This window comes from Nostoc punctiforme PCC 73102 (genome assembly GCF_000020025.1).
In the GTDB taxonomy this organism is placed as follows: Bacteria; Cyanobacteriota; Cyanobacteriia; order Cyanobacteriales; family Nostocaceae; genus Nostoc; species Nostoc punctiforme.
This window is the reverse complement of the sequence record NC_010628.1, coordinates 1710594-1734301: the sequence shown is the minus strand read 5'-3', so window position 1 is coordinate 1734301 and position 23708 is coordinate 1710594. Positions and strand designations below refer to the sequence as shown.

General features: G+C 39.1%; 18 protein-coding genes. All 18 read right to left on the bottom strand.

From position 1 onward, the window contains the following. Positions 1 to 686: 686 nt before the first annotated feature. Entirely contained in the window at positions 687 to 6188 is a 5502-nt protein-coding gene (locus NPUN_RS07225; RefSeq protein ID WP_012408147.1) for a WD40 domain-containing protein, read from the bottom strand. A 142-nt stretch (positions 6189 to 6330) separates the two neighbouring features. Further along, positions 6331 to 7680, bottom strand: a complete 1350-nt coding sequence (locus NPUN_RS07220) for a response regulator (protein WP_012408146.1) — start codon at positions 7678 to 7680, stop codon at positions 6331 to 6333. Positions 7681 to 7872: 192 nt separating this feature from the next. Then, the gene (locus tag NPUN_RS07215; protein WP_012408145.1) at positions 7873 to 8106 is read right to left on the bottom strand and encodes a hypothetical protein; all 234 of its coding nucleotides are present in this window, start codon (positions 8104 to 8106) and stop codon (positions 7873 to 7875) included. Positions 8107 to 8113: 7 nt separating this feature from the next. Beyond that, positions 8114 to 8542, bottom strand: coding sequence for a hypothetical protein (locus tag NPUN_RS07210; protein WP_012408144.1), 429 nt, complete (start codon positions 8540 to 8542; stop codon positions 8114 to 8116). Positions 8543 to 8589: 47 nt separating this feature from the next. After that, entirely contained in the window at positions 8590 to 10461 is a 1872-nt protein-coding gene (locus NPUN_RS07205) for an autotransporter outer membrane beta-barrel domain-containing protein (protein ID WP_012408143.1), read from the bottom strand. Between the two features lie 14 nt (positions 10462 to 10475). Further along, complete coding sequence (locus NPUN_RS07200) at positions 10476 to 12071, bottom strand: phage tail protein (protein ID WP_012408142.1); 1596 nt, start codon at positions 12069 to 12071, stop codon at positions 10476 to 10478. Further along, the gene (locus tag NPUN_RS07195; RefSeq protein WP_012408141.1) at positions 12052 to 12999 is read right to left on the bottom strand and encodes a baseplate J/gp47 family protein; all 948 of its coding nucleotides are present in this window, start codon (positions 12997 to 12999) and stop codon (positions 12052 to 12054) included. Before NPUN_RS07195 ends, NPUN_RS07200 begins: the two co-directional genes overlap by 20 nt. Positions 13000 to 13024: 25 nt before the next feature. Beyond that, on the bottom strand, positions 13025 to 16570 hold the full coding sequence (locus tag NPUN_RS07190; RefSeq protein ID WP_012408140.1) for a baseplate J/gp47 family protein: 3546 nt from the start codon (positions 16568 to 16570) through the stop codon (positions 13025 to 13027). A 5-nt stretch (positions 16571 to 16575) separates the two neighbouring features. Further along, a complete protein-coding gene (locus NPUN_RS07185; protein WP_012408139.1) occupies positions 16576 to 16962 on the bottom strand; it encodes a GPW/gp25 family protein in 387 nt (128 codons plus the stop codon). Further along, a complete protein-coding gene (locus tag NPUN_RS07180) occupies positions 16962 to 17669 on the bottom strand; it encodes a phage baseplate assembly protein V (RefSeq protein ID WP_012408138.1) in 708 nt (235 codons plus the stop codon). The genes NPUN_RS07185 and NPUN_RS07180 overlap by 1 nt, the downstream gene beginning before the upstream one ends. Further along, entirely contained in the window at positions 17666 to 18736 is a 1071-nt protein-coding gene (locus NPUN_RS07175) for a phage late control D family protein (protein ID WP_012408137.1), read from the bottom strand. Before NPUN_RS07175 ends, NPUN_RS07180 begins: the two co-directional genes overlap by 4 nt. Positions 18737 to 18739: 3 nt before the next feature. Then, positions 18740 to 19402: a CIS tube protein gene (locus NPUN_RS07170; RefSeq protein WP_012408136.1), complete on the bottom strand. Its 663-nt coding sequence runs from the start codon at positions 19400 to 19402 to the stop codon at positions 18740 to 18742. Continuing rightward, the gene (locus tag NPUN_RS07165; RefSeq protein WP_012408135.1) at positions 19393 to 20937 is read right to left on the bottom strand and encodes a hypothetical protein; all 1545 of its coding nucleotides are present in this window, start codon (positions 20935 to 20937) and stop codon (positions 19393 to 19395) included. The genes NPUN_RS07170 and NPUN_RS07165 overlap by 10 nt, the downstream gene beginning before the upstream one ends. A gap of 103 nt (positions 20938 to 21040) precedes the next feature. Next, positions 21041 to 21523, bottom strand: coding sequence for a phage tail protein (locus NPUN_RS07160; RefSeq protein WP_012408134.1), 483 nt, complete (start codon positions 21521 to 21523; stop codon positions 21041 to 21043). Positions 21524 to 21534: 11 nt separating this feature from the next. Beyond that, positions 21535 to 21663: a DUF6760 family protein gene (locus NPUN_RS44460; protein ID WP_336884946.1), complete on the bottom strand. Its 129-nt coding sequence runs from the start codon at positions 21661 to 21663 to the stop codon at positions 21535 to 21537. A 23-nt stretch (positions 21664 to 21686) separates the two neighbouring features. Beyond that, a complete protein-coding gene (locus NPUN_RS07155) occupies positions 21687 to 22049 on the bottom strand; it encodes a hypothetical protein (protein ID WP_012408133.1) in 363 nt (120 codons plus the stop codon). Between the two features lie 20 nt (positions 22050 to 22069). Beyond that, entirely contained in the window at positions 22070 to 22510 is a 441-nt protein-coding gene (locus NPUN_RS07150; protein WP_012408132.1) for a phage tail protein, read from the bottom strand. Positions 22511 to 22537: 27 nt separating this feature from the next. Next, positions 22538 to 23638 (bottom strand): phage tail sheath family protein, encoded by a 1101-nt coding sequence (locus NPUN_RS07145; RefSeq protein ID WP_012408131.1) that lies wholly within the window; start codon positions 23636 to 23638, stop codon positions 22538 to 22540. Positions 23639 to 23708: the final 70 nt, after the last annotated feature.

Genomic DNA, 23708 nt, shown 5'->3' with positions numbered 1-23708 from the left:
AAAACAGAGGATTCTAGCCCGAAGTGAGGGCCACTTTCGCTTCTTCTCTACGAGATGTTCCACGAACACGCAAAATTCAGTTTTCAGCGATCGAGGAAGCAGATTGACTTGGTTCTACTTGGGCTTCAGGCTAAAAAGTTATAGAGTAATTATTCTCGGTAATGGGCGCGGCGGCATAAGCGCCTTCTTTAAGAGATCGGAGGCGAACAGAAACCCCATCACTCCCAATACTTTTCGGGTTTTGGGGAAAAAGGGAAAGGGAAAGGGTTTAAATTTCCCTTTCCCCATTGCCCTTTAACCCAATACAGTTCAGATAAGCCCAAAACCCTCATGTAGAGACGCGATTTCTCGCGTCTTGAAAAACCAATTATCTACACCAATAACCTTTAATTAAACCGTATTGAGATATAAGGCAATACGCTTGGGTTAAGCGCCACTTGTACAAAATCGTGGGTTTTGAGATGCGATAAATTGCCGTCTCTACAAGTGTTTTGGTCTTATCTGAACTGTATTGAGATATATTGAGATATAAGGTGGTTAAAAATAACGCGATCGCCTTCGTGCAGCGTCTTGTATAAAAGCTCTAACTTCCGATATGCCCTACCGTAGTGGGATAGATTCATAGAACTCTTATTTAATTTTTGAAAAAACTCCATACAACTCAAAGAGCCTGATTCAACCTTGCCTTACTTCGCCAACTCTTTCGCTCTCGCCTGAGAATCAAACTTTAATTTATTATCCCACTGCTGTGCTTTGTCAAACTTTTCAACAGCGCCATTAATATCATCATTTCGCGCTAACTTTTCACCTTGGATGACTAATGTTGTCGCACCTTGCGCTAAACGAGATGGAGTTTGGCATGATTGCAACTCTTCTAACACTTCTGGATGACCAATCAAGTAATTATTTAGCAAATTGCAACCACTGTGTAATAAATTATCGAAATCCAAATCCCATAAAATTATTGTTTTGTCAACACTAGCAGAAGCTAACTGTTGTCCATTAGGGTTGTAGGTGACGCGCATGACCCAATCGCTATGACCAGAGAGGGATTTGAGGAGTTTACCACTGCTAACATCCCAGATTTTGATGGTATTGTCAGCACTAGCAGAAGCTAACTGTTGTCCATTGGGGCTGTAGGCGATGCTATAGACCGCATTGCTATGACCAGAGAGGGATTTGAGGAGTTTACCACTGCTGACATCCCAGATTTTGATGGTGTTGTCATCACTAGCGGAAGCTAACTGTTGTCCATTGGGACTGTAGGCGACGCTACTGACCGCATCGCTATGACCAGTCAAAGTTTTGAGGAGTTTAGCACTACTGACATCCCAGATTTTAATGGTGTTGTCAAGACTAGCGGAAGCTAACTGTTGTCCATTGGGACTGTAGGCAACGCTACTGACCGCATTGCTATGACCAGTTAGGGTTTTGAGGAGTTTACCACTACTGACATCCCAGACTTTGATGGTGTTGTCAAAACTAGCGGAAGCTAACTGTTGTCCATTGGGACTGTAGGCGACGCTATTGACCACACTGCTATGACCAATTAGGGTCTTGAGGGGTTTACCACTATTGACATCCCAGACTTTGATGGTTTTGTCCCAACTAGCGGAAGCTAATTGTTGTCCATTGGGACTGTAGGCGACGCTATTGACCTCACTGCTATGACCAGTTAGGGTTTTGAGGAGTTTACCACTACTGACATTCCAGATTTTGATGGTCTTGTCATAACTAGGGGAAGCTAAGTGTTGTCCATTAGGGCTGTAGACGACGCTATTGACCCTATCGCTATGATCAGTCATGGATTCGAGGGGTTTACCATTGCTGATATCCCAGACTTTGATGGTTTTGTCATCACTAGCGGAAGCTAACTGTTGTCCATTGGGGCTGTAAGCGACGCTAAAGACTACATTGCTATGACCAGCCAGAGATTTGAGGGGTTTACCACTGCTGACATCCCAGATTTTGATTGTCTTATCAGCACTAGCAGAAGCTAAGTGTTGTCCATTGGGGCTGTAAGCGACGCTAAAGACTACATTGCTATGACCAGTAAGGGTTTTAAGGAGTTTACCACTACTGATATCCCAGATTTTGATGGTGTTGTCAAAACTAGCGGAAGCTAACTGTTGTCCATTGGGGCTGTAGGCGACGCTATTGACCTCACTGCTATGACCAGTCAGGGATTTGAGGAGTTTACCACTATTGATATCCCAGATTTTGATGGTCTTATCATTACTAGCAGAAGCTAACTGTTGTCCATTAGGGTTGTAGGCGACGCTATTGACTACACTGCTATGACCAGGCAGGGTTTTGAGGAGTTTACCACTACTGATATCCCAGATTTTGATGGTGTTGTCATCACTAGCAGAAGCTAACTGTTGTCCATTAGGGTTGTAGGCGACGCTACTGACCGCACTAGTATGACCAGTCAGGGTTTTGAGGAGTTTACCACTACTGACATCCCAGATTTTGATGGTCTTATCAGCACTAGCAGAAACTAACTGTTGTCCATTAGGGCTATAGGCGATGCTTCTGATCCTATCGCTATGACCAGTCAGGGTTTTGAGGAGTTGACCACTGCTAACATCCCAGATTTTGATGGTCTTATCAGCACTAGCAGAAGCTAACTGGTATCCATTGGGGCTATAAGCGACGCTACTGACCCAATCGCTATGACCTTCTAAAGTATTCACTTCTATGGCACGATTTTCTTTCTTCTCCTTTGGCTTTAAGTAAACCGCTTGCTGTAAAGTTACCACAGTTTGCATTAAGATATCGCTTCTGTGCTGTGCCCAAAGTGTATGCTTGAGTTTGCTACCTGCTTTTAAGGCTGCTATTAAAGCATCTGGATATTTTTCAGAGAGAGCAAAGGCTTCCGAAGAATTATTGATGGCGCTAATTTGATTAACATTTGCCTCTACTGCCCACTGGAATGTTGCTGCTGCTAACCCAGCAAATCCTAAACCTGCGGCCACGGTACTAAAAAGGGCGCGTTTGAGAAAGCTATTCAGTTTCGCCTCACTCAGTTTTCTTTCTTTTCGTTCCTTTTCCAGTTCCGCCATTACCTGCTTTAACTTCGGTTCCTGTTGCTGGCGGATAAAGGCAGCGATGTAGTCATGTACCAGTTGATAACGGTCGGCGGGGTTTTCTGGTAGCAAAACCACTAAGCCGGATTGGACAAAAATCTCTAAAATCAAATCTAATTTATTGATTTCAGAAGCTTGTTTCGCCCTAGCTTCCGATCCCCCCGCCTGCGGCGACCCCCTTAAAAAGGGGGTTGAAAGAATAAAGCCCCCCTTTTTAAGGGGGGTTGGGGGGATCTCCGAGAAGTAACCCTGCAAATCGCGTTCCAACTCAGCGCGAGTTTTTAAAGGGCGAGTTCCTTTTTCATCAGTCAGCAAATACAGTAATATGTCTGCTGCTTGCTGATTTTCTACGCCGCAATCATTAACAACTTCATCCAAATAACGCTTAACCAATTCGTCCTTAGTGCCACGCTGCCGATATTCTGCCAGAGTTGTAATGTTCTCCGTTTGCAGTTGCGCCCCCACAACTTGCAACTCAATGGGACGAACTTCGCCCAATTCTCCGGCTAAATCTAGCACCAGTTGTTCAACTAAGGCAGGTTCTAAATAAAAACTAGTATTTTCAGTTAAACGCTGAATAATTGACTTGGTATCTGTCGGTGAGAAATTCCCCAACTTGTAAAGCACATTATTACTGAGAATGTCATTGCCAATAATCTTGAGACTGGACAAATCATTGCACTCCAGCAAGTAATGGATGTAATCTACCCGCAGCGATAAGATAACTTTCACCGATAGAACATTCAGACACTCTCCCAAAAACTCAAAGAATTGCTTCCTTTGTGCAGGTTCGGTGTAAACAAAGAAAAATTCCTCAAATTGATCGAAAATTAACACCGTGCGGAGGTTGCGCTGTTCGTTTTCTTTGAGTCTGGATATCAAATATTGCGTAGTTCCGAGTTCTAAGGATGAAAGTTGACCTTCTGAGGGTGGAAGTTGACCTTCTGAGGGTGGAAGTTGACCTTCTGAGGATGAAACTTGACCTTCTGAGGATGAAAGTTGACCTTCTGAGGGTGGAAGTTGACCTTCTGAGGGTGAAAGTTGACCTTCTGAGGATGAAAGTTGACCTTCTGAGGATGAAAGTTGACCTTCTGAGGGTGGAAGTTGACCTTCTGAGGCTGAAACTTGACCTTCTGAGGCTGAAACTTGACCTTCTGAGGCTGAAACTTGACCTTCTGAGGCTGAATGTTGACCTTCTGAGGCTGAATGTTGACCTTCTGAGGCTGAATGTTGACCTTCTGAGGGTGGAAGTTGACCTTCTAACTCTCCCTCATCCCCCTTATCTCCCCATCCCTCGGTTGGTGAGCGAAGTCGAACCAAATCTCTCCCCAAAAGCCTCCCCAATTCTTCCGCCCAGTTAGTATAAACCCGCATTACCACCGGCAAATAATCTTGAACACCGATCGCTTTATCCTTTAAAGCCGGCACTAGTCCCGCATTCACCAGGGAACTTTTGCCTACACCCGATTGCCCATGAATTACTATCAACTTATAATCAGGGCGACCCATGCGTTCAATTAAACGTTCTATATCCAATAAGCGACCAGATGCAGCAATTTCTGGGGCAATGTTTCCTTGGGGAGAGTTTGAGCGTAATGTCTCTACAAATGCCTGTTTTGTAGCTTCTAACCTACCCGCACCAATAAAAGCCCGCAAGCCAAATTGCTGTTCAATGGAACGCTGTTGCTGTTTGATTTTGTATGCTTTGAGATATTCTTTCTGCTCAAAATAAAGCTGCTGCAAAAATCTGATAATATCCAAATAAAGTTTTAAATTACAATTTGGAACACTGATAGGTATTGAAGCTTCTAATATAGTAATTGCTTTGTGAGGTTGTCCTAAATGATATAAAGAACGCGCTTTTATAAACATATAGAGACTAAAATCATTTGGTATGAACAATAAATCGGCGAAGTCGAATAAGTCGTTTATCTCTGATAAATATCCTGGTATATTTTTGGATTTCAAGCTATGAATTACTGGCAAGAAAATTTCTAAAGCTTTCTCAATTAATTGATTTGCCTCAAGCCAATATTCTTGAGCCAGCGCCGCCTCAGCTAAAAAACCATAATCTTTTGCTAAATCTACTGGCTGATTGTTAGCTTTATGTATTTCTAAAGCTATTTCAGCTAGTTGTTTTAAACATTGCCACTCTTTTAAGTCCCGCAGTACATAACCAAATTTAAAGATTGAATCAGCGATTAAATCTGGACGTTGAGATTGTACAAGAAACTTGATATATTCTTGGGCATACTTACGATTAGCTTGCCAATCGTAATGATTAATATCTAGATTTCTAAAACATTTAATATTATAACAAAAAGCAGTATTATAAGATATTTTATTTTGTCTTTTTATATTATTAAGCTTTTGCCACATTGACTGGGCTTTTTGATAATTTTCCAGCGCGATATTTATATCGTTAATCTGGCTAACAAAACCTAATAAAGATACTAAATTAGCCTCAACCTCTAAATTAGCAACGTACTTATCACTCAGCAGATATCTTTGCGCGGTTTCTAATTCAGTTTTAAGTTTTAAATATTCATTATAGCTAAGTTTTAAGTTATTACTAAACCATTGATTAGCCGTTTCGGTGACAAAATCTACTAATTCTTGTGTTGATATCTCAAAATTTCTCATAGTTGCCCAACTTTCCAAATCTGGTGCAAGCTGTATTAGTTGCTTGTAGATTTCATCGTCAATCCACAACACTAAAGGAAAAGCAAAATTCTTGCGAAACTCTTCCCGCACCTGATTCGCAGAAGTTAACATCACAGACAAATTCTGCACTGATTCCAAACCCACAACCATCACACAGGCTGGTATCTCTTCGCCGAATTCTTCCTGAATCGCAGTATAAAGAGTTCTGTTAGATTGCTGCACCGCCAAGACACGAATTTCGACTTGACAAATTTCCTGCAATCTGGAGATTAAGCGATCGCGCAAGCTAGCATAATTACACCGTGCCAAAATCAGCTTAAACTGTCCCACAGAGGATTCAATCGCCCAAGCTAATTGTTTCAGAGAGCGTAGGTGTAGCCCGTCGTAGACATCACTGTTTACATGGCGATCTTCTAGTGGTTGCGAGTCTGTCATAAGTTAAAAGGGAGTTAGAAACCGCGTCTACACAGGCAAAACCCACCTCTGTGGGTTTCAAACATTTAATTTTTCTTTAGGAAGCCGCAAAGCGTCTATGTTTGTATAGCCGCGAATTCCATTCGCCCTGCCTCCTGCCTCCTCATTGCAACTCCTTCGCCTCAGCCAAAACCGGATTAACGTCAAACCAAGACTCGCCGCAATCGCGATATTCAAACACAAATCGACTGCGGATCAGTTTTTGATATCCGTGGTCATCACTCACCTTTTTCTTTTCTTTGACATGACGTAACAATTGCCACTCATCCTCAGAAATCGGCAACATTATCTCATTCTGCCGAGAACGAATAACTTGCTCTAAGGTGTCACGGGTTAGGGGAAGACTCATCTCTTCCATAATCCAGGTATTTAGCAGCCTCAGCACGTCCCGCACATGACCACCGCTCATTTGACATAACCGTTCTAGGCTAGCAGCACTATCAAAAATTTCGGTAACTTTATTTAAACGCTCCTCTGGTGTCATGTCAGGAAAAGCTCTTGCTAGTACCATCTGCTGCATGAGCGCCATTCCCTGTGCATGAAGACTGCCATCAGACCAATGTACAGGTACCATTGGTAAAACCTTGGGATCTTCTGGGAAACGCTGAGTCAGCATTCCGTAATCATTGGAAAACTTCAACGATAAAGGCATGGTGTAGATGAGATGACAATTCAGCTTAGTCAAAAACTCACCTTGATCGACAAATAGATATTCCTGCTGCGGACGACCCCAAGGTTTGGCACGATTATCTATGCGGTCAAGATTATCGACAATTACCACCAGACCATTTTTACCCTGCTGTTTGAGTTTAGCGATCGCAGGTTCCAATAATTCTTGATTAATCGCTTCCAGCAGTTTAGTTTTTTGCGGTGCTAAATACTGATTGAGTTTTTCTCGCAGGGTTGGGTCATTTTTCATCTTGGCGGTGATTTCACCAATGCCCACAGACAGAGACAACTTTTCTTTTTCCGAGGTGACACCAAAATCGCCGACATTGGGAACCTTCACTTTTACTCCCGTTACCTCGGAGTTTAAGACCTTCCAAGCACCTTGCAGCAACTCATTAAACTTGTTTGGTGACTCCAGTATAATTTTATCTAAACTTTGACTCACACGACGAGCGATCGCCAGCAGCACATCAGCAATATCGACATCGGTCATTTCCAGGTCGTCACTAGACTCAAAATAAACTACATGGAAGCCTAATTTTTCCAGTTCTGCCTGTAATCGTAATAGTTCTGTCGATTTACCACAACCAATATGCCCAGTAAATAAAGTGCAGGTGGGTTCATTGGGCTTAAAAAAGGTAATTTTCTGCTTCAGCTTGCCAAGAATATCACCACCTCGGACTGAGGAAAAATCTATGTAATACTTGCCATCAGAGCTATTGTTGACAAATAGAGTTCTGCTGGGATCGCTAGCCTGATAAAATTCCCGTAAATCTATGGGCATAACCTGGTAGTGCAATTATCTGGTATTGTCTTAACATATCCTTGTTGAAAAGGATAAAGTTATTTACATCTTTGCATCTCAAGATGTCATAAAACTCTATTTACCGCCGTGCGATCGCTGATCTTGGTTCACAATTTTGGCTAAATTATGGGTAAAAGCACATAATTTCCTATGTTTTAATCAAGAGGGATGTCAATCTTTTAATTGATATTGAACGTTTGATTCCTCTTGTACGTAATTATTATTTTGATAATCATCTTGCTTAGTAGAAGATGTGAGTTCTTCCAAAATTTGAATTGCACCACTAATCCGCAGTAAGGTATCGCGCAGATTTGCTTGTTTCGCCTCTAAATCTGCCATGACTTTTTGTCCTGATACCAATTCGGCTTTGAGCTCAGTAAGGCGTTTTTCTAATTGTTCTTTCATTATTTAATTAAGTTCCTTTGACTTTGCTATTCACAGAAATAAATGTGCCAGTACCGGAATATTGGGGGGTTGCATCGGGTATGGGACTAGGTACAGAAGGTTTTTGTGCGGGAACCAGGACTTGAAATTTGGCTTTAAATGAAGCACCTTTGAGCAGTACTGGTTTATCACCAGATTTTGTCTTTTTGGCTTTTTGGTTGCCAGCAAGGGATTCAATGGATAGTATCCCAACTCCAGGGATACTATATTGGGAAGTTATATAAGGACAACCAGGAACGATGACTTTTTTTTCGTCGCCATCTACACAGACTAGTTTCTGGTTAATTTTATCCTTGCCTGTGCCAACTAGATCGCCTGGACGGACGGTGACAATGGCTTGTCCAAAAGTAGGGTTAAATATGGCTTTATCGCCAGTGATGAGAATGAAGTCAGCCATAGAGTCATATTGAGTTGCAAATATATTTTATAAGCTTGGCGATCGCACTAACTAGGAGAACCAATACATCTTGCTTTGGCGACTATATCAGCACCTCCACCTCCCTGCTTTCCACCAAGATACCAATATCCGTCACTTCCTATATAAGTAAAAACTTGTTCGCCACTACCAGCAAATTTTCCTTGCATATATGTTAGAAATGCAACGCATTTACTACTGTGTCCCATCTTGACATCAGTTTGACCATTCTTCCATACATATTCGTCAGAATACCAAATCTTTCCCTGTATTTCTCCACTGGGAGTAATGGTTACTGCGTCTACAAGGGTTCTTTGTGTACTACCTTGTGTTTGCGTTCTAATTCTCAAACCAATATTTCGATTGGATGAGTCGTCTCGTGCTTGAAGAAAAGCAATATTCTGTTGTCCATATTCTTTGAGTTGGATATGGCCTGATAGGTCAATATTCGTTGTACTTCCAACAGATATACCCACCGATAAAGAACCAGTTACAGTTAAATTTCCAGCAAAAGAAGAACTTCCTGTTCCTTTGACTGTTAACCCACCATCTACAGCAGTGCTTAACAACATTCTTTCAATATTTTGACTATCTCGCCAAGAATGATTGCCGCTAGCTGTATAGAATAAAGTAGAACCATTAATACCGAGACCATATCCACTCCAAAGTTGTAATTTCAGCTGGTTTGTAGTTCCATTATCTGAAAAAACAATTTGTTGACTGCCATCAAGATTAACTCTACCTTCCTGAATAGTTAGACTACCTTTAAGCAACTGATTACCTTGCACATTTAATTTGTAGTCACCTGGATTATTGATGCCAATGGCAACATTACCATTATTATTGATATAAAAAGCTGTACTTTTAGAGCTACCACTTCCTACTCGGATATTTAATCCGTTAAAGACATTCCACTTGGCTCCATCCCACACTCCCTCATTATCTATGTTAGACAGGTTATTATACAGTACGTGGTTATAGTCTCCTATTGAAGCAAGAAATAATACACCACGCTTACTACCGTCTGCTGAAAGGGATAAGTTTTTACCTGTAATATTACCATTAACAGTTAAATCGCCAACAATTGTTCCAGAAGTGATTTTATTTGCTGATAAATTAGGGATTCTGTCAACATTTAATGTTCCAGAAGTGATTTTATCAGTCGATAAATTAGGGATTCTGTCAACATTTAATGTTCCAGAAGTGATTTTATCAGTCGATAAATTAGGAATTCTTTCAACATTTAATATTCCAGAAGTAATATTTTTTGTATCTATTGTTCCTGAGATTGTCCCAGCTACTGTTAAATCCCCATCAATTTTTAAGCTACCTGTCAAAACTGCTAAGTTTGGAGTGGCATTTCCTCCAGAGCGAAGAGTTAAAGCTTTACTATTAGAATTTGGTAAGGATAAACCAGAATATTCCCGAACGTTAGCATCAAGAGTAATGGTATTTTGAGCTATTGTTAGTTTTCCCAGGTTGACGCTATTTTCAGGAATTGTAGTTGCAAATCCCAAAATAGGTTTTTCAATCCAACGAGTATAGCTATCTGGTACATCTTTTTGCTGTTGAATTTGTTTATCTTGGGCATATTGGATGTAGAGTACGCCGTCAATGAGATTTTTGAAGTCGGAAAATGTAATATTTTCTTTTAAAATAATTAAATCGCCGCTAGTATTGATAGCCGATCCAGATTTAATTTGAACAGATTTTGTATCCTGAATAACTGCAACTTCTAACCCTTCAACAATACCTGAAATATGAAGACTTTGATTATGGTAGCGTTGGCGATCGCTAAAATATTTATGTTGAATTTCAAAATCATCTTCTAACAGATATTGCCCTGCAAAATAGTTAGGACGTTCATTACCAAAATTGGTGAAATCAGTAGTTTTAGCCATTTTTTATCCTGAGTTTAGTTCAATGATTGACTAGTTGTTCCTAGAATTGTGTTACCAGAAATAATTTTACCTTCCTCATTTTTACGGCAAATTTGTAAAATATTATAGGGAGAGACGGCTGTGAGGTTAAAGGTTTGCTCTAGTATTTTATAAGTAGATAAGCGCTGATTAATATTTAAGGAAGCTTGAACAGTTACTTTACCAGCAATATCAAGATTATTGAGGTTTTTGATTATCACTGTAAATTTATCTATATGTATAAACTCTTGGTAATAAAGAGTACGTTTAATTATAATTGTATTATTTTGTCTGACAGTTTCTGGTGTCAATAAATAAAATTCTGAAACATCATCTTGAAGGCGAACTGTGATTTGATTTAGTAAATCTGAGTTGATTGTATTTGGTTGGGTAATTTCTACAATTGCTGCAAATTTCACTTTTTCAATAATCGCAGTTATATCAGGTTGTAACTCCTGAATTTTTGGTGGTTCAAACAGTAGAAAGTTATAGGGTTTAGTCCATATAAACTCTGTCAGCTTCATTCCCGATTGTTGTGGCTGACTATTTTGTTTAAAAATTGTATTTCCTGCAATAATTTCTCTTTTCTCATTTTCACGACAAATTTTTAGGACTGGTGATAAATTTACAGGTTGTTCTAGGAGTGTATTGTTATATTCAATTTCATTAATTGAAAAATACAGCTTGATAGTTAAATTGCCCACAAACTGTTTATCGGTTCGATTTGACAATATAACATTGAAGCCTGCCAAGTTTTCTTGTAAATGCTGATAATTTAAATTTTGTTTAGTTGAAAATGATTGATTAGTTATAATTGTTTCTGGTGAGTAAGGGGTAATTAATTCCGAGTTTCCTTGGATCTGAATAGCTAACTGGTTCGCTAATTGATTAATTGGAATGCTATTAATGTTGTTGGGAGTGATCGTGGCTTCTATGGCAAAGGTTTGATTTTTTGGAGGTGCAAACAATTTGCAAGGATAAGCAACGTGCGATCGCTTAGTTAGCTGCATCGTTGGCACAAGAATTTTTAATGAATAAAATGTCTGTGCAGGCTTTTCTCTATCGATAATTGCTTTAGCAATTTTAGCCTGTCGCCAATACTTATCAGGATCGCGGTCTTTGAGAGTTAGTTGAACTTGAAAATAATTCGGAAAATTATCAAATTGATCGAATACTTCAACTTTTTCTCCAAATCCTGAATTTTTTAAATAAATACTCAAAATTTCGATTAATCCTGCTTTTGTTCCTCGCAAACCGTATAGGTGAACAATTTGTTGAATAAATGCTTTTTTGACTTCTACTTCCCAATCATCTCGTAAACTCAAGGCTACCCAACCCGCTAACCAAGGTAAAAATTCCTTTGGAGTATGTTGAGGATTAAAATAAACATGAATATTATCAATAATTTCTTCTAATCCTGGTATATTTTGAGTCTTGGCTGTAATAATTTGCTCTTGACTGGGAGTTTCACTTACTCCACTGAGAATTTTTTCAAATGACAGCAACAACTGAGCAATAAAAACATCTTTTTGGAGAATTGCTGGTAAATATTGATGATAGGTACTAACTGATTCAGATTTTTTTACGTTCATTACCAACTTCTACCAATATTGTAAATTTGCTATCTTTGAGATTGATTTTAACTAACTGATTATCTGCTAAATTGATTTCAGATTTAGAGTTATTATTCTTATCTTTAATTTGCAGGTTTTCAACATAATCTACACCTTCTAAGTCATCTAATAATTTATATAATTCTGATAGATAAACACTCCGGCCAAAAGGCCATCCTTTTCCCTGCCAATATTTTTGCGATCGCAGGGGTTCAAAAAACATCTTGACTTCCTTTTCTGCCTGTGTTTTAACTGCTTCTGCTTGTGCGCCATCCTGAAGCACTAATTCTGATTCTATAGCTATGGATACATACTCAGGTTCTAAGATATGCAGTCGGGTAGTTAAAAGTCTGCGATCGTCAAGAAATTTAAATAAAGGTTCATATTTATTTACTTGAGTTATTTCGTTATCTTCAGGAACAACTACTAAACTAATATGTCCTTTAGCAAAGTTATCAGATGTTGACTCTAAATTACATTGTGCTAAACATTTAACCCTAGCAATTTTTAAGTTATCAGCATATTGTGATTTATTCCAATCGAAAATTACCAATTTTTCAAAATCTTCTGGAGTAATGGCTCGATAAATTTTGCGTACTTCTAATAAAGTTTTTTGAATTTCTGATTGCAAAATATTTTGTCGTTCCTGGGTAGAAATATTAATGGGTAAATTCCATTCCTCTCCTTTAAGTAAACTCAAAAAGCTAGCATAATTCTCATCAGGAATTTGATTAACTCGGTAGAGAACCATTTCTGTTAACCATGCCAATAATTCAATCAGAATAATTCCCGTATCTGTAGGATTATGATCTGTCCATTCTGGGTATTCAAGCGGAATCTGAGAAATTGCATCTTCTAGTAAGTTGGCATAGCTGCGATCGTCAAGATTGGGTAAGGGTAAAGTCACCTTTTTTCCTCTGTAATCAAAATGATCAATTTAAAAGTGAACTAAGATTGACGGTGTGATGACCAGAATAAATTAAAGAATCAGCACTTAGTAATGACTTGCTTTTTGTTGTAGGTAATTCCACCTCTAGGGAATTAACATGATCTACTCCCGTAATAGATTGAATAATGGCGTAAAAATCGGATTTCTGCGGGTAGCGTCCAAATTGCCAGCCCTCCCCTGTTCCCCCAGTTAAGGGATGGAGAAAGGCTTCTAAGTGTTGTCTAACGATATTTCTCACCATGTCTGCATCTTCGAGCAACACAGGAGTGATAGTTGCAGTTACGGTGACTTCTCGCCATTTTGGGGCTGTAACCACTAAATCTACTGTCCCCGCACAACGGGAACGAATGTAGGTTTCGACTTGCTCTAGTAAAGCTAAACTAGGGGTTGGTTGGCGATCGCTACTGTAGGGCAGAATCATTAGCTTAACTTGCCCTGCACGACGGTTAATTTCCCGCATCATTTTTTCAAAGTTCTCTGCTTCGGTAGCATTAATTGTCTGCAACTTTTCCCGGAGACTATCTTCAAACAGCACATTTGGTTTAGTCGGATCGAGCCAAAGTTTTTCATTCAAAGGGCTAAAATCAGCCGTCAGCAAATCTGGTGTAACTACTTTGACTCTAGCCACATCTGTAGAAGCTTCGTAAGCTAAATCTGCTATGTCCTCAAGAGTAACAGCGCGATCGCGGTGACGTAGTTGCTTTGGTACTCGTTCTTTCAGACGATCTAAAGTTTCCTGTTGCGCCCCACCTGCTGCTGCTTCCAGGTTAATTACCCGATCGATGTAGGGAATGGTAGTTTTCAGTTGGCTAATGGTTTGGGCAGTGACGTTCCCCTGCTTACCTCCTCCAGTGCGATAAAAAGACAATCGAATATTATTACGTCCTCTGGGGGGAATCATCCCGGCTTGTCCGTTTCCAAAGCGGATTTCGCCTGTTTGTCGATCCAAAGTGTAATGGCGATCGCTCGCACTAGAACCGTAAAAATCTGCCACTTCCTGCCAAAGTACCCAAACTTCATCAATTTCTCCCAAATTATCTTTAATTACCTTGATGCGATGAGATTCTATGTTTAGGGGAATTTGTGCTTCTTGGATTTCTAACTGCTGTCCCATCAAAATGGGAATATTATTGGCAATAAAAACCTGATTTGGCTCGTAGTTACTTGAACCTAATACTTCTTCTTGGAGACTAATTGCCTGAACGGCCCAAATGGTATTAGTTAACAAGCGACGTAAACGAGGTTTAACCCGAAAATTCCCTGATACCCAACGAACTCGCAACCAATATAGTTTTTTCCCAAAGTTTTCTCTAGGGCTAAGGTCTGCGGGAGCAATAAATCTAATTAAACCTGGTTGGGAAAATGCTTGAGTTTCGTCCTCTACTCCTAATGGTTGCCAACCCAGAGGACTAGAATACTCCCAAACTAATTGGGGTTGCTGGGGGCGAATCACTGGGGTATTCTGAGGATAATTTTGTTGCAGAGGTTGATTGGTGGTAACTAAATTATTACTAATATTACTAATAATATAGTTATCGTATTGTTTGGTATTGAGTGGGTTCTGAATTTGTAGGCGATCGCCTGTTTGCCAACCAGTTAAATCAGCAATTTGTAGCGTTTTGTCTCCAGTATTTACTGTTGATGCAAGGACGGTTTTTTCTGTAATATCAGCAGATAATTCATTTGGTAATGGGGCTTCAAACTGTGTATAAAGAGTAACTGTTTTATTATTAAATGAATTATCAAACCCCAGATAAAGGGTTGGTTCTCGATCTATCGTAGGTGTAAAAGGTTGAAAAGATTGTGTACTCGACTTTTCTGGATGAGAATAGATAAAATCATTCTCAGCACAATAAATAGCTTTTTCTGTCAGAGTAAATTCGTAGGTTAATTTTAATGACTTAAGCAGAGGTGGATCGTAAGTTGGAGGAATCGTTTCCGTGATAATTAACTTACGCATGATTCGCGTCCCAACCCCTAAGGTGGTGTTCAAAACTCCAGTTTCTAGCTTCAGCCTATTAGTCTCTTTGATGATTTGTGTAATTTTATTTTCTTCTGAAAACCCTTCAGTATAAGGAAGGATACGAATTGCATCGCCAGTTTTAAATAAATCTAAAGTATCAACTTCAATTTCGTTGGCTCCTTGTTTGAATTCCTTTCGCAGAACTGCCAAGTCATCATAAACAGGATACAGGCGCTCATCTGCGGCTTTGCCATAATGACCTTGAGTAATCCGAGCGCGAATCCAATAACGAGTTTCTCCATTTACAGTGCTAGGAGAAGGTATGTTTTCTGCGCTGGGAAATTGTAACTTCGCCTGGATAGTATCTTTTTCAGTAAACTGAATTGCTGATGATTGTGCTATCCATTTAAGTTGATTATTTTTATCTGCTATTTCTTGCCACACTCCACCATTACCAATTTCCCAGACAATTTTTAAATTATTTATATTTACAGGTTTATAAGTTAAAATTATATCAATACTAATAGTTGCATTTGGCTTAATAAATGTATCGTTTAAAGCTATATAAAATGTATCATTAATTTCCGGTTGTTCGCCAAAGGGATAAAAATCTTTGGTAAGGTCTAAAGGAGTAGTATTAAATAAGCAAACTTCAGGAATTAAGTTAGATTGCTTAATATTAATAGTACCTTGAATATTGGTAAATTGAGGGAAATTACCAATTAGAGAAGATATATTATTTAAATTGGCTTGTAACCATCTTGCTGTTTTTCCTTGAAGCTCATAAGGAGCCGGAATAGGTAAATTGGCAAAAGTAAAAGTAATAGTAGATTGATTATTGTTCTGACTTTGGCTAGGAGCTTGAATGCTTTGCCATTGAGAACCATCCCAATAAGACCAATTAAGCGGTAAAGTTTGTAATTGATTGACACTTTCAACCGTATTATTGGTAGTAATAATTAGTTGTAGTTCCTTTAACTCTGGTAAAGCAAGAATTTCGGGACAAGTTATATAAAGAGAATGGGTAATAGAGCGATCGCCTTCCAAAGCTAAGAAAGCTCCGTCTTGTTGTCCTGTTCCTGACAAAGTGCGCTTCTCGTAAAGCATCTCAGAGAGATCGCTATACTTATCCTGATTGGGTTCGCGCAGGAATACTGCTTGTAATTGCGTTGTTGTGACAACTAATTCTCGATCTGTTTCAAACACTATTTCTTCATCAGCACCCTCTGCTGGTGGTGCCGAAACTTGAGTATGAGCAGGAACTAACGCATCTGTGGGGCTTCCTTGTGCCAAATAAAAGGTTAAAGGGACTTTAGCAGGTTGGGGAGGTTTGAGTTCTCCCCCAATTAAATCAAGGAAAGCCAGAAAATTTTTCTCTGGAACTTGGTTGATGCGATCGCTGACTAATTTTACCATCCGCCCAAAGATGCGAATTAATGCCCCACCAGCATCAGTCTTATTTCCAGGTGTAGCTTTCCAGTCGGTAGATTGCTCTACTAACTTCTCGGTTTGCTCAACAATTTCCTCATAGGTACGCTGGTCAATTTTGGGAGGTAAAGAAGCCATAAAAATTACTGTAAATAAAAAGGATAAACTAAATTAAAAATATTATTTGTTGTCCGAATTTGATAATTTATTTGAATTAAAATCACATTCGGTTGGTTAGGATCGGGAATGGTATCTACATCTAAAACATCAATGCGAGGCTCCCATTCTATTAAAGCATCTTGCACATCACTAACAATTTGTCCAACCGTTCCCAAACTATTAGGAGAAAAAACCTTTTCATGAATATCACAGCCAAAATCAGGACGCATTACTCGTTCTCCTTTGGCCGTACTGAGAATCATCCAAATTGATTGACGCACAACATCTTCATAGCGCGCCACCTCAATTTGAGCATTTTTATCAAGCTGGACAGGTAAAGCCCATCCCACACCTAAAAAATCAATCTCCATTACATCACTTCCAATGAACCATCATTTATTTTCACTCCGGCTGCACATTTGATCCCTAAGCCAGATTGCGCTTCCAGTTTATATTTAGATTTAGCTTTGATTGTACAATTTGCACCTACTTCTAATTGATAATTTTGTTGAGTTTTTATTTGCAAGTTTTTACAGTCAATCGAGATATCATCATCGCTACTTTTTAAGATAATTTTTCCTTTGGTTTCAATAGTTAAATCTTTTTCAACTTGAATATTCATCTTATTTTCTTTAGAATTAATTACAATTTTATTTTTACCAGTCTTGTCTTGAATAATAATTTGTTCGTTTTCCTCAGTATCATCTAAAACAATCATGTGACCGCTTCGAGATTTAATGACTCGTTGATTATTTTTACCATCTTCATTTGTTATTGGTGGTTTATCTTTCCCATTCCATAAAGCACCAAGAATGTAAGGAAAATTCATATCACCTTGTTCAAAAGCAACCAAAACTTCATCATCAACTTCAGGCAAAAAATAAATGCCCCGGTCATTTCCTGCCATGAGAGTTACCACTCTAGCCCAGTAACTTTCTTCTTCAGAAGATAGCCAAGGAAATTTTACTTTGACTCTTCCTAACTTCTTTGGGTCTTTGTTATTAGTGACTACACCAATAGTTACACCATAAAAATGATGATTTTGGTTGTTTGATAATAAAACATCTAGTCCGTTCATGTAGCATTTCTCCCTACCGTAAATGAAGTTTTATAACCCTGATTTGGGTAACAACTATGTTCCGCACTTTTAATATAATAAAGACCGCTAAATCTTTTACCAATTCCAAGAATTTCAATTACTTTCCCAGCGCGTAAATTGGGATTACCTTGACAAGTTCCTTCACCGGTAATGTAAGCGATCGCCATATCCTGAAACTGCCCCAATGCCATGCTATCGGCTTCTTCTTTACTTGACACAGGTTGATTTACTATCGTATGGCTTGATTCACCAAAGGCTTTTCTGACTGCTTTTACCCCAGAAGTTAAACCTCCCATTGTGCCACCTTCTTTTCCTACTTCTGCCTTACCTGAGACTTCTTTTTTATTTTTTTCTTGATAAATCCAACCTTTTACCTCTACCTGTTGTACCTGGTTCATAGTACTTAAGCGTGGCAAAAATTCTTGCAAATCTGCTCCATAAGTTAAAGTCAAAGCTTTACCTTTAGCATTCTGATGGGGACGAAAATAGAGAGTTGTTTGCTCCATTGCAACTTCATAACCAATACGTTTAGCTCTCTCTTTTAAAAAATCCCAATCTGTTTGATTATGCTGCAAAATATATTCTAACTTCACTTTACTATCAGTAACTTTTGCTGTAATTCCTCTAGTTCTAGCAATTTGACTGACAATTTCACTATCCTTAATTTTTAGAAAGGATTTTGTGTGACTGCCTCGCAACAAACGATGGCGTAAATCATGACCACGCACCACTAATATAGGTGCTACATCCTGCGTGTATTCTGGTTCTAATCCCGTAATTTCTCCCACCATAATGGTTTTTATTTCTTGTTCATATCCCATCTGAATTTCTACTTTATTGCCAATATCAAATAATTTGTCATCTACCCATGTCATTTCTTGTTTTAATAAGTCCCAAGTAATCAATCGCAGTTCGAACATACCAGGAGCTTCCAAATCCTCAGATACTAAAACTGAGACTAAATCAGCTTCTATTTCTGCGGCTAGGGGTTTATTTTGAACCAAAATTTTGACATTAGGATTTAATAATGAAGAATCATTTGGCATGATTTAACTCCTCTGAGTCAGGCTAGTAATTCGCAAAGGAGGAATTGTCAGCACAGTTCCAGGATTTAACATCCGAGGATTGTTTAAGCGATTTTCTGCTGCAATTACACGCCATAGAGCCGGATCGCCATATTCTTCAGTGGCAATACTACTTAAAGTTTCTCCTCGTTTAACAATTCTCACAGGATCATCAATGGGATTAGCAATCTTTGCCTTTTTTTTTGGTTCTTTCCACTCCTTAAATTTACAGTTTAAAGTTGCTCTGACAGGCGTACCATCTTCGAGAAAATGAGTAAGTTTTTTAGTGACACTTTCTAAAAAACCATCAGGTAATAACAAGCTATCTTTACCTGATATAGTTCCCCAAATCAGTTGACAACGAGGGGGACGTTTAGGATTTTTGCCAATGCGAGACTGAGTCAAACTAAAAATTTTGCGGGTATAGTTTTGGACATTTTCTGGGGGAAATCCCATCAGCGTGGTGTCAAAGAACAAATCAAGACTGAGTTGAGTTAATTCTTTAGATGCAACTGGGCCATAGTTTCCCATTGACCAGCCTGTTTTGACAATTTCCACTTGATTAGGGTTAAAAAGAACTTTAAATTTATCAGCAAAATCTCCTGGGTTATTTTTTTCGGCCTTGATAGTTAATTTCTCTAGTGCCATCGATTTTTCCCTCTGCGTTCACTTTCAATGACTAACCGTCGCATTAGTTTGCGTTCAACTTGACTCGCTATAGCATCAACGTCAATATTGGATTGAGTTGCTATTGGTGATACAGGACTGGCAAAAGTTATAGGAGGTGATGAAGAATCAATATTTGATATTAAATTGTGGTTTGATAGGTTTGATTGCTGGCTATTACTCCTTGATGATGGGGTAGTTTTAGCTCCGGCTAAAGGCAAAGATTGAGCTTTTAAGGATGGGTTACTTGTAGAAGTTACAGAGACAAGGGGAAGGGAAGATATATTTTGCTTGTGATTAGTTTGATTAATTTGTGAGGTAGAAACAGTAATAGGTTGTGTGTTGAGGAACTTTCCAGATTTATTTTGAGAAGTTAGCGAATTGATAGCAAATGATATTTCCTGCTGAGGCAAATTAGCTTGAGGACTTAGAGGTTGAGCCGTGACGATAGGAAGTTGTTTTGGTTCGTGCTTGATTAAGCTTAAATTGCCTGCGTAATTATCTACTTGCGTTTGTTGGTTAGCTAAATTATTTAAATTATTAACAATAGGAAGAGATGGCTGTGGTCTGGAATAATTCTGAAGTTTTGCTTGAATAATAGGTAGGGTTGTATCAGTAAAGCTGGGAAATTCTTGTGATGACTGTATTTCTCCTGTATCTGGCGATTGATCAGCGATGGGTTGTGGCGAAACTACGGGAATTTCTGATGAAAACATAAAACTGGCATCTACAATCGGTTGAGATGCATGATTGAGATTTGATTCAGCGCTATTAGGTAGAGATGTTTGCGAGCCTATCAAATCTGCTAACGCCATTTCTGCTGTTTTTGGGAATTCTTCAGCGATGGGTTGTGGCAAAACTACGGGAATTTCCGATGAAAAGATAGAAGTGGTATCTAGAATCGGTTGAGATGAATGATTGAGATTTGATTCAGCACTATTAGGCAAAGATGCTTGCGAGCCTGTGGAATCTCCTAACGTCACTTTTGCTGTTTTTGGTAATTGTTCAGCAATTGGTTTTGGCGAAACTACTGGAAGCTCAGATGAAGATATAGAGGTTTTATTAATTTGTGTTTCTAAAGTTAAAGATTTGGTTGTTTCATCCGCAACATCCGAGCTTGAGAATTCTGTTATATTTTGGACAGGGATAGTAGTATTAACTGTTTTAGTTGCTAAAGATTGAGAAGAATCTAATTTTCTTTGAATTATATTAGCCGAAGGATCAACTTGGGAGACAGTTGGTAAATTATATACTCTATTCTCTACTTCTTGTTCTTTTACTAATGAAACAGGCTGTGCATAAACAATGGGGATAGACTCAGATGATAGGCTATTAGTATTACCCCAACGTTGCATTTGTTGAGTCAAAAGAGGTAAACGATTTAAAAAGCGATCGCAACGATTAATAATGCGCTGACCCATCGCCATTTTCATCATTCCCGGTTGACGTAAGGGACGATGCAGGCGATTTACTAACGCCTCATCCAGTGAATCTTGCCAATTGGATAAATTTGCCATGATGCAACACAAAACTCCTATGCAATTTTTACAAAGCTGAGTACAACTATAAGAACCTCCTTACCTATCACCTATTGCCTATTTGCCTATTCCCTCTAAATTCCTATAACTTAGAAATTCCTTGATGCACTAGTTCAATTTTTTCTACAGCAATTGCGTCACTACTAGCATTAAAGGTTGGCCCTTCCCACTTGACGGGATATGCTTTTTTAAACGTCCACCACATTACCGGAATTTGCTGACTATTAAGTAAAAGAATCGTACCGTTTAACTGCTCAATCCACCCTTGGCTAGTTGCTTTATACCAAATATAAAACAAATCAATATTTACTAATCCTCGACTCAAAACCAAATTTGGATAAGTAGTATGTTTGGGAAATTTATGAACAAAATCGTTTAAGCCTCCTTCCTGATAAGATTCCAACTCAATTTCACTACTTAAACCGCTAGCTTCACTAAAACCACCAACAACAACTCCTCCAATTTCAACAGCAAAGTTATAAGCCATGTAGGGATCGTGTCCCAATAAACTGGCTGTTGAACCTGCGGCTAAAGCTGCATTTAGTGCGATAAGTTTGGGATTCATTTCTTTCTTGCTCAATCGCTAAGTCGCTGATTAATTTGTGCTACCTGCGTTACCCACTGTTGACGTTCTCGGTGTTCCATTGTCATAATCTGTTCGTAAGACCAATGAAAATTGTAGGCAAGGTAAGCTACCTCCTCCAGCAGTCGTTCTGTGGGGTAGCAAACTACTCCCCCACGGGAATAGTTTCCACTTCAAACTCTCCATCACAATGGGGACACGCTACCCGCAAACGACTATGACCGTTTTGGTTAATCCTTTGATAAAAATCCTGTAAATAGACTAAATCTCCTGAAAATAAACCCTCAATTATTTTGGTATTAATTTGGTCTAATGTTCCTAGTTGGACTATCGTCCTTGCTAAGAGAATAATCACCAAATAACCAGGATTTTTCTGCACTCTTGGATCTCGGATGGGGGCAATTTCATCATAGGCAGTTGAAAGGCGCATAATGCCTTCGCGGTGAGTGTTACCTTCCGAGTCGAGATATCCTTGAGGCAAGATAAAAGGAAATTCAGTTTGCTGCATGATTTTACTGAAAGGAAATATTAACCAATGGTAATACCTTCATGAACTAGTTCGAGAGTTTCTATCGCTACCTCGTCTGAGGTGGCATTAAAACCTGGAGCATTCCAAATAGTAGGCCAGCTATTTTCTAAATTCCAGCGAATTTTTTCTTCTCCTTGATCGTTAGCCAAAATAATGGAAAGATTACGTCTATCTGTCTCACCATTCTGTAATTTTTTATGCCATTCCCACAGTTCTTTGTTATCGGTAACTCCTCGTTTTAGGGTAATGTTACCATAAGTATTAAGACCGGGAATTTGACGTTGGCTTAATGCTTTATCTGTTCCTTCTCGATAAGTTCCTGCTTTGCGAGTCGCTGTCAAACCACTACATTCACGAAACCCAGCATGAACAATACCATCCCATTCCACCCAGAAATTATAACCACTGTATGGGTCATGGGGGTTAGAAATCGTAGGCATAAAAGAACCTCCTGTAATAAATTTGAATTAAGTAAGTGTAATTCCGCTACTACTTTGAACAACTAAAAGTTGAATAAATTCCCCTGGAATAGTGGGGGCTAAACCTATTTCTGCTATTACTTGTCCCATTTCTCGATTTTCAGGGGGATTCGTTTCAGCATCACATTTGACATAGAATGCCTCTTGTGGCAAAGCACCTTGGATAGCGCCTTGTCGCCATAAAGATTCACAATAAATGCTTAATTCCCTTTGCAGTCGCACCCATAAAGGAAAAGCATTTGGTTCAAACACTGTATCGGCTAAATTACGATTCACCCAGCGTCCAAAGGTGAGAAATAAGCGACGCACGTTGACATATTGCCATTCTGGGATGGGGCTGAGGGTACGTACTCCCCACACTCGCATACCTCGTCCTTGGAAGCTACGGATACAATTGACTCCCGCTTCGTTTTTTGGATTCAGCTGTTCTTGATCTGTGGGAGTTAGGGAAAAACTGAGATCCAGTACCCCTGCAAGTGGAATATTAGCAGGTGCGCCATGTACCCCGACTGTGCGATCGCAACTTGCATATATTCCTGCAATATGACCACAGGCAGGAATAGGATCGACGCGAAATTCTACTTTTAGCCAAGGTGCGTATAATGCTCCGTTTTGACTAGAAATTCGTTTGCGTTGCTCATTTAGTTTTCCTATATCATTCAAAGCATCAAGAATGGCAAAGCGATCGCCCATCTGCTCGCAATGTTTTAAAATAGCTTGCTGCATCTGAATAACTTCCCCATCTGAACCAAGCATGATGTCGGGAACACAAATCAAATCAATATTTTCTAAGACTTCGCTTGTCTCTAAACCTTGTTGCAGAGCTTCAAGAGTATTGTTAGATAAGGCTATAACATAACAAAGACGACCTCCGTTTTCAAAAAATCCTTTGATTGCATCTGCTAAATATCCCTTAGCTTGACCAAAATACTGCTGAAAATGCGTCGCCAAGGTTAGCTTTTTTGCTTCTTTCACTTCCTCTGTAACCAGACCAAAGAATACCGGAACACCTGTTAGTAACTCAGGTTCTGGAGTAGGAACGACATAGTTTAAAGAGATACCTGGTATTTTTGGCTCTAAAGTTGGCATTTGTCATTTGTCATTCGTAATTATTTTCAGTGGGGAGTAAGAAAATTTGCCTATTGCCTATTGCCTATTG